The 11610-nt window shown below is 64.9% G+C and carries 13 protein-coding genes and 1 riboswitch; of the genes, 5 read left to right on the top strand and 8 right to left on the bottom strand.

The features are described from left to right. The first annotated feature begins 360 nt into the window (after positions 1–360). Positions 361–1335 (top strand): magnesium transporter CorA family protein, encoded by a 975-nt coding sequence (locus IVA78_RS12885; protein WP_247278206.1) that lies wholly within the window; start codon positions 361–363, stop codon positions 1333–1335. 42 nt (positions 1336–1377) lie between these two features. On the opposite strand, the gene IVA78_RS12880 is transcribed toward IVA78_RS12885, so the two are convergent. Both IVA78_RS12880 and IVA78_RS12875 read right to left on the bottom strand, forming a co-directional pair. Next, the gene (locus tag IVA78_RS12880; protein WP_247278205.1) at positions 1378–2004 is read right to left on the bottom strand and encodes an alpha/beta hydrolase; all 627 of its coding nucleotides are present in this window, start codon (positions 2002–2004) and stop codon (positions 1378–1380) included. Further along, positions 2001–2939 carry a ring-cleaving dioxygenase gene (locus IVA78_RS12875; RefSeq protein WP_247278204.1) on the bottom strand — a complete coding sequence of 313 codons (939 nt, stop codon included), beginning with the start codon at positions 2937–2939 and terminating at the stop codon, positions 2001–2003. The genes IVA78_RS12880 and IVA78_RS12875 overlap by 4 nt, the downstream gene beginning before the upstream one ends. 125 nt (positions 2940–3064) lie before the next feature. Between IVA78_RS12875 and IVA78_RS12870 the strand changes: the two genes are divergently transcribed. Together IVA78_RS12870 and IVA78_RS12865 are read left to right on the top strand one after the other, a co-directional pair. After that, positions 3065–4006, top strand: a complete 942-nt coding sequence (locus IVA78_RS12870) for a LysR family transcriptional regulator (RefSeq protein WP_247278203.1) — start codon at positions 3065–3067, stop codon at positions 4004–4006. A gap of 192 nt (positions 4007–4198) precedes the next feature. Then, positions 4199–4675, top strand: a complete 477-nt coding sequence (locus tag IVA78_RS12865) for a hypothetical protein (protein WP_247278202.1) — start codon at positions 4199–4201, stop codon at positions 4673–4675. An 11-nt stretch (positions 4676–4686) separates the two neighbouring features. On the opposite strand, the gene IVA78_RS12860 is transcribed toward IVA78_RS12865, so the two are convergent. The 4 genes from IVA78_RS12860 to cobU all read right to left on the bottom strand — a co-directional run bounded on the left by IVA78_RS12860 (position 4687) and on the right by cobU (position 7214). Next, on the bottom strand, positions 4687–4944 hold the full coding sequence (locus IVA78_RS12860; RefSeq protein ID WP_247278201.1) for a hypothetical protein: 258 nt from the start codon (positions 4942–4944) through the stop codon (positions 4687–4689). Between the two features lie 351 nt (positions 4945–5295). Continuing rightward, on the bottom strand, positions 5296–5928 hold the full coding sequence (gene bluB, locus IVA78_RS12855; RefSeq protein ID WP_247278200.1) for a 5,6-dimethylbenzimidazole synthase: 633 nt from the start codon (positions 5926–5928) through the stop codon (positions 5296–5298). Between the two features lie 3 nt (positions 5929–5931). Further along, entirely contained in the window at positions 5932–6714 is a 783-nt protein-coding gene (gene cobS / locus IVA78_RS12850) for an adenosylcobinamide-GDP ribazoletransferase (protein WP_247465511.1), read from the bottom strand. Beyond that, positions 6711–7214 carry a bifunctional adenosylcobinamide kinase/adenosylcobinamide-phosphate guanylyltransferase gene (gene cobU / locus IVA78_RS12845; RefSeq protein ID WP_247278198.1) on the bottom strand — a complete coding sequence of 168 codons (504 nt, stop codon included), beginning with the start codon at positions 7212–7214 and terminating at the stop codon, positions 6711–6713. The genes cobS and cobU overlap by 4 nt, the downstream gene beginning before the upstream one ends. A 122-nt stretch (positions 7215–7336) precedes the next feature. Here cobU and cbiB point away from each other — a divergent pair, with 122 nt between their 5' ends. Both cbiB and cobD read left to right on the top strand, forming a co-directional pair. Further along, positions 7337–8278: an adenosylcobinamide-phosphate synthase CbiB gene (gene cbiB, locus IVA78_RS12840; protein WP_247278197.1), complete on the top strand. Its 942-nt coding sequence runs from the start codon at positions 7337–7339 to the stop codon at positions 8276–8278. 11 nt (positions 8279–8289) lie between these two features. Further along, on the top strand, positions 8290–9255 hold the full coding sequence (gene cobD, locus IVA78_RS12835; RefSeq protein ID WP_247278196.1) for a threonine-phosphate decarboxylase CobD: 966 nt from the start codon (positions 8290–8292) through the stop codon (positions 9253–9255). Here the strand turns inward: cobD and IVA78_RS12830 are convergent. Together IVA78_RS12830 and cobO are read right to left on the bottom strand one after the other, a co-directional pair. Further along, positions 9244–10692, bottom strand: coding sequence for a cobyric acid synthase (locus IVA78_RS12830; RefSeq protein WP_247278195.1), 1449 nt, complete (start codon positions 10690–10692; stop codon positions 9244–9246). The genes cobD and IVA78_RS12830 overlap by 12 nt on opposite strands. A gap of 12 nt (positions 10693–10704) precedes the next feature. After that, complete coding sequence (gene cobO / locus IVA78_RS12825; protein WP_247278194.1) at positions 10705–11340, bottom strand: cob(I)yrinic acid a,c-diamide adenosyltransferase; 636 nt, start codon at positions 11338–11340, stop codon at positions 10705–10707. A 40-nt stretch (positions 11341–11380) separates the two neighbouring features. Beyond that, a riboswitch (cobalamin riboswitch) is annotated at positions 11381–11602 on the top strand. Positions 11603–11610 lie beyond the last annotated feature (8 nt).

Raw genomic sequence — 11610 nt, 5'->3', positions numbered from 1 at the left:
TTCCGATGCTCTGCAAGCGCTAAATAGAGGGGCCGCGCCGACGCCGACTCCGCTTTCGGGCAAAGCCTTATGTCCGGTTGTGGCCAGGAAGCGGACGTAAGGTCACCCATCGCTAGGCTGCTGTGGATAGTGGTTGGCGCGTGAGTCGATTCATTTGGAAGAATAACCTTTTTCGCAACTACCAAAGCGTGTGTGGCAAAGTGAGGGAGTAACCGGGAAGCCGAACTGTCCAGAGTGAGGCCCGCGACGAGGGAGCTGCGCCGCAAGGGCATTGAACGTTTGGAACCCTCATGCGTTAGCCGCACGGATGAAGGCCGGATGGACCATCCGGCATGACGACGCGGCCACGGAGTTCGGTTCTTGCTTAAGCTTTACAGGTGGCCGTCGGACGACTGGCACGGCATCGGTGCGGAAATGCCCTCGGAGATCATCTGGGCCGATCTCTTGAACGCGAGTGACGAGGAAAAGCAGTTCGTCGAACGACTGCTCGGGATCCGCATTCCCTCGGAAGAGTCCCTCAGCGAGATCGAGGCGTCGAGCCGCCTGATCCTCGACCACGGGGCGCTCTATCTCAGCTCGCCCGCGCTCCGGCCCAGCGAAAACAAGGAGGCCGAGATCACGCCGGTGGGGTTCGTCATTGGCCCGCATGTTCTGGTGACGGTGCGCTTTGCGGAGCTGCCGATCTTCGACGACGTCGGCAAGCGCATCGGCTCCGACGACAGCCTGGAGAACGGCATGTGCGTGTTCACCAGCCTGCTCGAGGCCATGGTTGACCGTGGCGCCGATGTCCTGGAGCATCTCGGCGCCAAGGTGGACCGGCTCTCGCGGGGCGTCTTTAGGGGCGGGCTGGTTCGCACCCAACGTCCGGTGCGCTCCAGCCGCAGGATGCGCGAGGCGCTGGAGAATATCGGCGAGCTGGCCGACCGGCTGGCCAAGGCGCGCGATGTCCTGCTCGGGGTCGGCCGCGTTGCCTCGTTTGCCGGCGATGTCGGCAGTGAATGGATCAGGGCCGCGTCGAAGAAACGTCTCGAGGCGGTGTCGAAGGACGTCGTTTCACTCAGCGACTACGAGACACGACTGTCCGACAAGATCCAGCTGCTGCTCGATGCGGTGCTCGGCTTCGTCAACATCCAGCAGAACGAGCTGTTCAAGATCCTGACGATCGTCTCCGTTGTCGGCGTGCCGCCGACCATCCTGGTCGGCATCTGGGGCATGAACTTCAAGCACATACCAGAGCTGGACTGGACCTTCGGCTATCCGTTGGCCTGGCTTGCGGTGATTGCCAGCGGCGTGCTTCCGCTGATCTGGTTCAAGCGGCGCGGCTGGTTCGATTGAAGCGGCGGCGCACCGTTCGAAAGCGATGCGCCGCTGCTTTGATCATGCTGCCCTGGCGTCGACATTGCCGATCCAGTCGCGGGCCAGCGTGACGTCGGCTTGCGACAATGGGTGCCCTGCCGGCAGGACCCTGTGGGTGACGCTCGCGCCTGCTTGCGAGAGCAGAGCCGTGAGGTGGGCTGAATTGCCAGCCGGCACGATCGGGTCGCCTTGCCCGGACAACAGCAGGACTGGCTTGCCTGCAAGATCGGTTTTTGGCGGATCCGACAGCGGTACCATGGCGCGCAACAGGATCGCGCCTGCAAGCACGTCCGGCTCCAGCAGCAACAGCGCGGCAGCGATGTTGGCACCGTTAGAGAAGCCGACCGCGACCGGCGCGGCGAGGCCGTAACGTTGTCGCGCCTCCGTGACGAAGTCGGCGAGTTCGTGTGCGCGCCGGCGCAAATCGTCCTCGTCGAACACGCCTTCGGCCAGGCGGCGGAAGAAGCGCGGCTTGCCGTGCTCGAGCACGCGGCCGCGCGGCGAGAGCAGGGCGGCGCCGGGCGATATCATTCGGCCGAGGCCGAGCAGGTCGTTCTCGTCACCGCCGGTGCCGTGCAGCAGCAGGAGTGGGGCCGAGCCCGCGTTGGCCGCGGGCTCGAAACGATGGATGAATGAACTCTCGGTCATGACACACTCTCTTCAAGGTTCGGCAACACTTCCTCGATCTGCTTGCGGTGCGCTTCGAGGAAGCCGGGCAGCTTCAGGTCGCGGCCCAGGGTCGCGACGGGTTCGTCGACGGCGAAGCCGGGGATGTCGGTCGCGATCTCGAACAGCACGCCGCCGGGTTCGCGGAAGTAGATCGAGCGGAAGTAGTTGCGATCCCTCTGCTCGGTCGGGTGCAGGCCGTGATTGCTCACGAGCTTTTGCGCCATCTGGCCCTGCTCGGCGTCGTCGGCCGCGCGGAAGGCAATGTGATGCACCGAGCCGCCGCCCTGATGTCCCCGCAAGAAGCCTTGGGCTTCGTAGATGTCGACGACGCTGCCTTCGGCATCGCCCGCTGCCTTGAAGCGGATCACCGAGCCTTCGCGCGCGGTCTCCTTGAAGCCGAACACGTCGGTGAGGACGGCCGCCGTCTTCACTGCGCTGTCGAGCAGCAGGGTCACGCCGTGCAAGCCGCGGATCGCATGCTCGGCCGGCACGTCGCCATTGCTCCAGCCCGGCTCGTTCTCGGCGCCGGGAATGCCGACCAGCGCGAGCGCCATCCCGTCGGGGTTGCTGAACGGCAGCACGGACTCACCGAAGCGCTTCTCCAGCGCCTCGTGAGCAATGCCCTTCTCGATGAAGCGCTGCGTCCAGTAGGCGAGCGAGCGCTGCGGCACGCGGAAGGCGGTCTGATGGGTTTCGCCGACACCGCGGCGGCCGGCCGAAACGCCCGCCCACGGGAAGAAGGTCAGGATGGTGCCGGGGCGGCCGGTCTCGTCGCCGTAATAAAAGTGATAGGTGGCAGGGTCGTCGAAATTGACCGTCTTCTTGACGAAGCGCAGGCCGAGGTCCCGGGTGTAAAAGCCGAAGTTCCTCATGGGATCGCCCGCGATCGCGGTGACATGGTGCAGTCCAGACATTGTCGTCCTCCAAAATTCGGGGAGCATCGTGCTCTGGTTGGAAATATCGTTCCGCTTTGGATTGGAGACAATCCATGCAAATATGACGGCTATGTCTATGAATTGGAAACAATAGGCGCGCCCGATTGGACAAGGTGGCCAGCCTCCGGGCTTTCGTAAAAGTGGTCGAAAGCGGCAGCTTTGCGGAAGCCGGCCGCCAGCTGCGGCTGTCGCGCTCGGCGATCAGCAAATACATCGCGGACCTCGAGGAGAGTCTCGGCGTCCAACTCCTGAACCGCACCACGCGGCACGCGAGCCCGACCGAGAACGGCCAGCGCTATTTCGAGCGTGCGGTGGTGATCCTCTTGGAGATCGAGGCTGCGGACCAGGCGGTGACGCAGGCCCAGTCGGCGCCGCGGGGCCTGTTGCGCGTCAACGCGCCGATGTCGTTCGGCACGATGCGGCTGGGGCCGGTGCTCGCCGATTTCATGGCACGCTATCCCGAGTTGCAGTTCCAGATCGTGCTCAGCGACGATTTGCTCGATCCGGTCCAGGACGGATTTGACGTGACGTTGCGGATCGCGGAGCTGGAATCCTCCAGCCTGATCGCGCGCAAGATCATGCCGGTGGCGCGCATGATCTGCGCTTCGCCGGATTATCTGGCGCGTCACGGCACCCCAAATCATCCGCAGGATCTGCGCGAGCACGCCGCGCTGACCTACGGCTTCCTACTCACCGGCAATCAGTGGAAGCTGACCGGCACTGATGGCGATCACTGGATCCAGCCGGCCTGGTCGCTCTGCGTCAACAACGCCGAGGTGCTGCGCGACGTCGCGATCAACGGCAGGGGGCTGGCGCTGCTGCCCGAGTTCATCGCCGCGGATGCGTTGAAGAAGGGCGAGCTGCGGACGGTGCTGAACGACTATTTCGCGCCGCCGCTCGCGCTTTATGCGGTGTATCCGCCGACGCGGCATTTGTCGGTCAAGGTGCGTCTGTTCATCGACTTCCTGGTCGAGCGTTTTGGCCGCGAGCGGGACGAAGCCGGCGGACGCAGACGTGCGGAGGCTAGGGATACTATTATACCGTAACGGAGACTGAACTTTCTTCCGATCGCTCAGGACTCATACTTGCGTCCCGACTTCGCGCTTAGGACCAGAGAGCTTCAGCCGCTGCCGGGGCGTCGCCGAGGGCTCTCTTTCGTGCCGCTGCGAAAAGCGGCGGCGTGATGTGTGGCTCGCCGACACTTCTCGACTTGATTCCAACAAGCGCAGGAGGAGCCTATGCGGAAGTCTCTCAGCTTTTTCCTTTCTGGCGTAGCATTGATCGTCGCGGCGTCAACCGCTGTAGCGGGCGAGCGGGTGCTTGAGTTCAAGCTGGTTACAAAGCCGATCGATCTCAAGGTCATCGAGGCCGCAAACGTCGAAGGACAGACGGTTGTGTCAGGCAAATTCTTTGGAGTCGCCGTTTTCAACGACGGCCGTATCGGAGTGAAAGAGTTCGTCAATACTTCGGACTTGCTCAAAGGGTCGGGCCCGTTCTTCGGCTACAGCACTTACACGTTCGAGGAAGGCTCGATTACGGCGCGCTACACCGGTTCGGCCAAAGACGGCAAATCAACGGGCGAATACACGATCCTATCGGGCACAGGTGCCTATGCGAACGCCACGGGTACGGGCACAATCGAAAGCGCGCCGAACCCATTCAAGGGCGTCAACCTGCTAAACATAAAGCTCGTCGTTAAAACGTCCGGTTCATGACAGCGCAATGTTCACAGGTCCCACACCAAGGAAGTTGATCCCTTGTGTGGCGTGTTGGCCGGCCGGCGGCACATTGCCGGCCGGGCGACCTGCTGAAGAACCGGGCGGGCGCGGTCGCCCCACTGGTCTTGATCGTAGGCCTGCAGGATGCGGACAAAATCGGCCATGCTGGATTGATCTCGGTTTTCGGCCATAGCCTCAACCTGAGTATCGGATGCGGGCTGGCTCGCTTGCCAAAACCGCCCGAGGACATCGGCGATGTTTCTCATGACGTACTCTCTGCAGCCAACTGTGACAGTAGACACCAAGTACTGGAGCGGCATCGCACCGTTCGCTAGGAGAAAAGCCGGCGGACGCTACACGGCCGGACTTGTCCTGCAACTGCCGGCTCGCGCGGCCGGTTCCGTTGCTTTTCACTCCGCGTTCATAGTTAGCACTGAGCACTTGGTTGTCGCCATTGTGCGCGGGTATGGCGAGACCATACTGAGGTAGGCTCAGATTGATGAATCGGGAAAAGTTCGATTCGCTCTGCCGCGAATTTCACACGCCGCGAAGAGTCGCGATTTCGGGCCTGGTCTTCACCTTCAGGCATCGAGGGCGTTTCGATACGCTGGTCTCCGCTAGCGCCTCAGCGTGAACTCGTCCGCACTGCGCCGGTGCTCCCATTTCGCCTGCTCCAGTTCGGGCCGGTCGCATTGGACTTCCGGATAGCCGATGCAGAGATAGGCGATGAACTTCCATGATTCCGGCACGTCGAGAATGGCGTGAATGCGCGCAGGATTCAGGATCGAGATCCAGCCGAGCCCGATGCCTTCCGCGCGCGCGGCGAGCCACATCGCGGTGATCGCCGCGACGACCGAATATTCCGTCGTCTCCGGCATGGTGGCACGGCCGAGGCCGTGACCGATGTCGCTGGCCTTGTCGGCAAACACGGCGAGGTGGCCAGGAGCCTGTTCGAGACCCGACAGTTTCAGCGTGGCATAGCGGGTCGCGCGCTCGCCGGTATAGGCGTTCAACGCATCGGCATTGCACGATTTGAAGTCGTCGATCACGGCTTGGCGCCGTGCGGCGTCGTCGACCGTGACGAAGCGCCAGGGCTGGCTGAGACCGACCGATGGCGAGAGACAGGCGGTCTCGATCAGGCGCTCCACCGCGCCGCGTGGTAACGGATCGCCGCGAAAACGCCGCACGTCCCGGCGCCATACGAACAGCTCGCGTAATTGTCGGCGGAAGGCGTCATCGAACTCGACCATGGGTCAGCGTCCGACCTGGAAGGCCGCGGCAACCAGCAGGATCATGATCTCGCCTGTCTGCTCGAACGCGCCGAGGATGTCGCCGGTCTGCCCGCCGATCTGGCGGATGGCGAGCCGCGCCAGCATGAACCCGGCGAGCGACAGCAGGATCAGGGCGACCAGCGCCTTGCCCGGCCCGAGCGCGAGGACGAGAGCGAGCGTCCCAAGTGCGAAGGCGATGGCGACACTGCGGCCCGGCGGCGGCCCCGCGCTCGCCGAAAGCCCATCCGGCCGCGCCAGCGGGACAAGCGACATGAAGGCCGGCACGCCTGCGCGGGCTGCGATGTGCGCCGCGCACAGCGCCAGCGTGACCGTCCATGGATTGGCGATCGCCGCGAGCGCACTCCAGCGCAGGCCGAACGACAGGATCAGCGCGCAGACGCCATAGGTCCCAATCCGGCTGTCGCGCATGATCTCGAGCTTGCGCTCGCGCGTTCGGCCGCCGCCGAGGCCATCGACGGTGTCGGCAAGCCCATCCTCGTGTAGCGCGCCGGTGATGAGGGCGGTAGCGGCCAGCGCGAGCAGGGCGGCAAGGTTCGGCGTCAGTCCGAACCGGCTGCACATCTTATAGACCAGCGCGCCGGCAAGTCCGACCAGCAGTCCCGCGAGGGGCAGCGCCCAGGTTGCACGCGCGATGGCGCCGTCGCCTGCGGGCTTCGACGATGCCACCGGCAGAATCGTGACGAACGATGCCGCCATCCTGAGATCGGCGATGACGTCTCGCAGAAATTCGGCGCGCGGCATCATTTCAATTTCATCGGCAGGCCGGCGACGACGAACTCGACCTCGTCGGCAGCCGCCGCGATAGTCTGATTCATGAGGCCGGCGGCGTCGCGAAAGCTGCGTGCCAGGGCGTTGTCAGGAACGATGCCGAGACCGACCTCGTTAGTGACGAGAACAACTGGGCTTTTCAGCCGGGGCAGGGCGCCGGCAAGATCTTTCACCTCGCTCTCCCAGTCGCGTTCCGCATGCATCAGATTCGAGAGCCACAGCGTCAGGCAATCCACCAGCCTTGCGCCGCCGCCATCGGTTGCGACCAGCACCTGCACGAGATCAAGCGGCACCTCGCGCTCGATCCAGTCGGTTTCGCGCCGCGCGCGATGCGTGGCGATGCGCGCCTCCATTTCGGCATCGAGCGCCTCGGCCGTCGCGACATAGACGGGCTGCCCGGGAAAGGCCTTCGCTCGCGCTTCCGCACGCGTGCTCTTGCCCGATCGCGCTCCGCCCGTGATCAAGATGACGGCCATGAAGGTCTCCTATCAGCCCTGACTAATCACCAAACACGGCCAAAGACAAAGCCGAAATCGGGCCTGTAGGGGCTTGCGCTCTGCCTTCGCTTTGCGCAACAGGGGCGGAACAGGAGGCGCGTGTGGGCTTTGCGGCGGGGATGGTGGTGGCGATGGCGGCGGATGCCCTGCTGGGCTGGCCGTCGTGGCTGTTCGCGCGGATCGGCCATCCCGTGACCTGGCTCGGCCGCCTGATCGCGACTATCGACACCGCCTGGAATCGCGCGTCTGACCCGCCGGCGTTTCGCCGCGCCGCCGGCGTTGCCGGAGCGCTCGCGGTGATCGCGGTCTCAATCGCGCTCGGCTGGATGCTTCAGTCCGTGCTTCCCTGGGGCTGGATTCAGATCGCGCTGGTCGGCGTCCTGGCCTGGCCCCTGGTCGCGCTGCGCTCGCTGCATGACCATGTCGCGGCTGTCGCGACGCCCTTGCAGGCCGGCGACATCGCCGCCGCGCGCGACGCGGTCTCGCGGATCGTCGGCCGCGATCCCGCGGCGCTCGATGAGGCCGGTATCGCGCGCGCGGCAATCGAGAGCCTCGCCGAGAACGCCTCCGACGCCGTCGTGGCGCCGGTGTTCTGGGGCGCGCTGTTCGGCCTGCCCGGCATCTTCGGCTACAAGGCGATCAACACACTCGACTCCATGATCGGACATCGCAGCGAGCGGCACGAAGCGTTCGGCTGGGCCGCAGCGCGCATCGACGATGTCGCCAATTTCGTTCCGGCGCGCGTGACCGGCTTCCTCTTCGTGCTGCTGGCGTCGCGGCGATCGGAGGCGCTGTCGTGCATGACCCGCGATGCCCGCCGCCACCGCTCGCCTAACGCTGGCTGGCCGGAAGCGGCCATGGCTGGCGCGCTCGGTGTGCGGCTCAGCGGCCCACGCATCTATCACGGTAGCGTCACGAACGAGCCCTGGCTCAACGAGGGCGCGCGCGATCCGCTCGCTGCGGACATCAATCATGGATTGACGGTCTATCGCAGGTCCATGCTGCTTCTCGCCGCGGTGCTTGCGGTCCTGGCCTTCGCGTGAAAGAACGGGGCATGCGCGAGCACGGTGGAAATCTCGATCTGGCACAGCAGCGTTTTGGCGGACGCGCAGAGGATTGGATCGACCTCTCGACAGGGATCAACCGGCTGCCTTATCCGGTAGGCGAGGTGAGCGCGCGCGCCTGGAGCGCGTTGCCGTCGCGCGCCGAAATCGATGCCTTGCATCAAGCCGCGCAGCACGCCTATCGCACGAGCGCACCTGTTGTTGCGATGGGCGGTGCACAGGCCGCCATTCAACTGCTGCCGCAGCTCGCGGCGCCTGGCCGCGCGCGCATCCTCGCGCCGACCTACAATGAATATGCCGGGGTCCTGTCGGCCGCGGGCTGGGATGTCCTGGAGGTCGGCGAATTTGACGCGTTGGCCGGCGCAGACCTCGCGATCGTCGTCAATCCCAACAATCCCGATGGCCGCCGCCATTCGCCCAAGGACTTGCTGGCACTGCTGCCGCGCGTCGGCCATCTCGTGATCGACGAGAGCTTTGCCGACGCCGTCCCGCAGCTGTCGCTTGCTTCGGAAGTCGATCGGCCGCGGCTGTTGATCCTGCGCTCGTTCGGAAAGTTTTATGGCCTTGCCGGCCTTCGGCTTGGCTTCGCAATTGGCAATGCGGCGGATATCGGCAAGCTTGCGTCGATGTCGGGTCCATGGCCGGTCTCGGGAGCGGCGATCGCGATCGGTTGCCGCGCCTTGCGCGACGATGCCTGGGCTGAGGCTACCTCAGCGCGGCTCGCACGCGACTGTGTTCGGCTCGACGCCATGGCGCAGTCGCAAGGCTGGACGCTTATCGGCGGCACGCCGTTGTTTCGTCTTTACCAGACACCTAACGCGCTGGCCGCGCAGGAAAAGCTCGCGCGCGCCCAGATCTGGTCGCGCGTTTTCGCGCGAGAGCCGGCATGGCTGCGCCTCGGGCTTCCCGGCAGCGAATCCGAATGGACGCGCCTTGCCGAGGTGCTAGCGGGCTAACGCGAGCAGGCCTTCGACGTCGAGATGCCTTTCGATGTGATCGGCGAGGGCATCGAGCGCGCTCTCGATCCTGGCATGATAGGGCTCGTTACCCGCGGGAATATCGAGCTTTGCCAGATATGCCTTGCGGAAATCATCCGACGTGAACAGGCCGTGCAGATAGCTGCCCTGGACGCGGCCATCGCGCGAGATCGCGCCTTCCGGCTTGCCGTTCAGTTTCGCAAATGGCCGCGCGCGATCGGGCCCGTCGGTGTGGCCGATGTGGATCTCGTAGGCCTCGATCGCCTGGTCGGTGGCGGCGTGCAAGGCGGAGACGCGTGTCAGCGTCTTCTGCGGCCTCATCACCGTTGTCACGTCGAGCAGCCCGAGACCCGGCGTGTCGCCCGCAGGTCCCTCGATGCCGTCAGGGTCGGCAACGCTGTGTCCGAGCATCTGATAGCCGCCGCAGAGCCCGAGCACATGGCCGCCCCGGCGGTGATGCGCCACGAGATCAATGTCCCAGCCCTGTGCTCGCAGGAAGGCGAGATCGCCACGAGTGGATTTTGAACCGGGGATGATGACCAGCCTCACATCGCCGGGGATTGCTTCGCCCGGACGCACCATGACGAGATCGACGCCGGGTTCGAGCTTGAGCGGATCGAGATCGTCGAAATTGGCGATCCGCGACAGGGCGAGGCAGGCGATCTTGCATTGGCCCGGCTTGCGCGCGTCGCGCAGGCCCAGCGCGTCCTCGGCCGGCAGCTCGCCGGCGCGCGCGAACCAGGGCAGCACGCCAAAGCCGCGCCATGCGGTTTTCGCTTCGATCAGCCGGTAGCCGTCATCGAACAGCGTGGGGTCGCCGCGGAACTTGTTGATGACGAAGCCCTGGATCATCGCGGCATCGTCAGGGTCGATGACCGTCCTGATGCCGACAAGCTGGGCGATGACGCCGCCGCGGTCGATGTCGCCGACCAGCACGACCGGCACGTTGGCCTTGCGCGCAAAGCCCATATTGGCGATGTCGGCCTTTCGCAAATTCACCTCGGCCGGGCTGCCCGCGCCTTCGACCAGCACCAGATCGGCGCGCGTCTTCAAGCGCGCGAAACTCTCCAGCACGGCGCCCATCAGCGAGGGCTTCATCGCCGCATAATCGCGCGCACGCACCGTTGCGATGCGCTTGCCATGGACGATGACCTGCGCGCCGACATCGGTCTCCGGCTTGAGCAGCACCGGGTTCATGTCGGTGTGCGGCTCGACGCGAGCGGCGAGCGCCTGAAGCGCCTGGGCGCGGCCGATCTCGCCGCCGTCGACGGTGACGGCGGCATTGTTCGACATGTTCTGCGGCTTAAAAGGGAGCACGCGCAGGCCGCGCCGCATGAAGGCGCGCGCAAGGCCCGCGACGATGAGCGACTTGCCCACGTCCGAGCCGGCCCCCTGGATCATCAGCGCGCGCGCCATGGCGAGATCGTATCAGAACTCGACGCCGGCTTGCGCCTTGATGCCGGACCGGAAGGGATGCTTGACCAGCGTCATCTCGGTAACGAGATCGGCGATCTCGATCAATTCGTCCTTTGCGTTGCGCCCGGTGAGCACGACATGCGTCATCGGCGGCTTTTGCGTCGTCAGGAATTCGACCACCTCGGCGATGTCGAGATAGTCATAGCGCAGCGCGATGTTGATCTCGTCGAGCACGACCATGCGCAAGGCAGGATCGCGAATCAGCTCCTTGGCCTTGTCCCAGCCGGCGCGCGCGGCGGCGATGTCGCGGGCGCGGTCCTGCGTCTCCCAGGTGAAACCTTCGCCCATGGCGTGGAATTGGCAGAGGTCGCCGAAATGGCCAGTGAGCAGGCGGCGCTCGCCGGTGTCCCAGGCGCCCTTGATGAACTGCACCACCGCGCAGGGCAAGCCATGGGCGACGCAGCGGACGATCATGCCGAAGGCCGAGGACGACTTGCCTTTGCCGGCGCCGGTGTGGACGATAACGAGGCCTTTTTCGCCGCTCTTGGTCGCCATGATCTCGTCGCGGGCGGCCTTCTTCTTTGCCATTTTCGCGGCGTGGCGGGCGTCGGTTTCCTCGCCCGTTTGGATATCCGGTTCAGGCGTCATCGTATCCGGTCCTTCGGCTTGACAAGTGGCGGCCACCGGCAAATGGTGGGTCTGCGCTGGTTCCTGTCCTATGACAGGCGAAGAGGGAATGCGATAGGGTCCGAATTGGCAAGATTTGGGTCCAAAATGCAGCCGCCCCCGCGACCGTGACCGGAGAGATGCCCGAAGCCACTGACCCCTAACGGGATCGGGAAGGCGGGGATCGAAGGGCAAAAGCCCTGCTCCGCAAGCCGGGAGACCTGCCAGCGCGGACGATTTTGGACCGGCGGA

This window comes from Bradyrhizobium sp. 137 (assembly GCF_023074095.1).
GTDB lineage: Bacteria > Pseudomonadota > Alphaproteobacteria > Rhizobiales > Xanthobacteraceae > Bradyrhizobium.
This window is presented reverse-complemented; position numbering and strand designations above follow the sequence as displayed.

What these genes read in the sequence shown, in the direction of transcription:
- bluB (WP_247278200.1), bottom strand. Translation starts at nt 5,928, where the DNA reads ATGGTCGAGTTCGATGACGCCTTCCGCCGACAATTACGCGAGCTGTTC.
- cobU (WP_247278198.1), bottom strand. Translation starts at nt 7,214, where the DNA reads ATGGCCGTCATCTTGATCACGGGCGGAGCGCGATCGGGCAAGAGCACG.
- cobS (WP_247465511.1), bottom strand. Translation starts at nt 6,714, where the DNA reads ATGATGCCGCGCGCCGAATTTCTGCGAGACGTCATCGCCGATCTCAGG.
- IVA78_RS12875 (WP_247278204.1), bottom strand. Translation starts at nt 2,939, where the DNA reads ATGTCTGGACTGCACCATGTCACCGCGATCGCGGGCGATCCCATGAGG.
- IVA78_RS12865 (WP_247278202.1), top strand. Translation starts at nt 4,199, where the DNA reads ATGCGGAAGTCTCTCAGCTTTTTCCTTTCTGGCGTAGCATTGATCGTC.
- IVA78_RS12830 (WP_247278195.1), bottom strand. Translation starts at nt 10,692, where the DNA reads ATGGCGCGCGCGCTGATGATCCAGGGGGCCGGCTCGGACGTGGGCAAG.
- cobD (WP_247278196.1), top strand. Translation starts at nt 8,290, where the DNA reads ATGCGCGAGCACGGTGGAAATCTCGATCTGGCACAGCAGCGTTTTGGC.
- IVA78_RS12860 (WP_247278201.1), bottom strand. Translation starts at nt 4,944, where the DNA reads ATGAGAAACATCGCCGATGTCCTCGGGCGGTTTTGGCAAGCGAGCCAG.
- cobO (WP_247278194.1), bottom strand. Translation starts at nt 11,340, where the DNA reads ATGACGCCTGAACCGGATATCCAAACGGGCGAGGAAACCGACGCCCGC.
- IVA78_RS12880 (WP_247278205.1), bottom strand. Translation starts at nt 2,004, where the DNA reads ATGACCGAGAGTTCATTCATCCATCGTTTCGAGCCCGCGGCCAACGCG.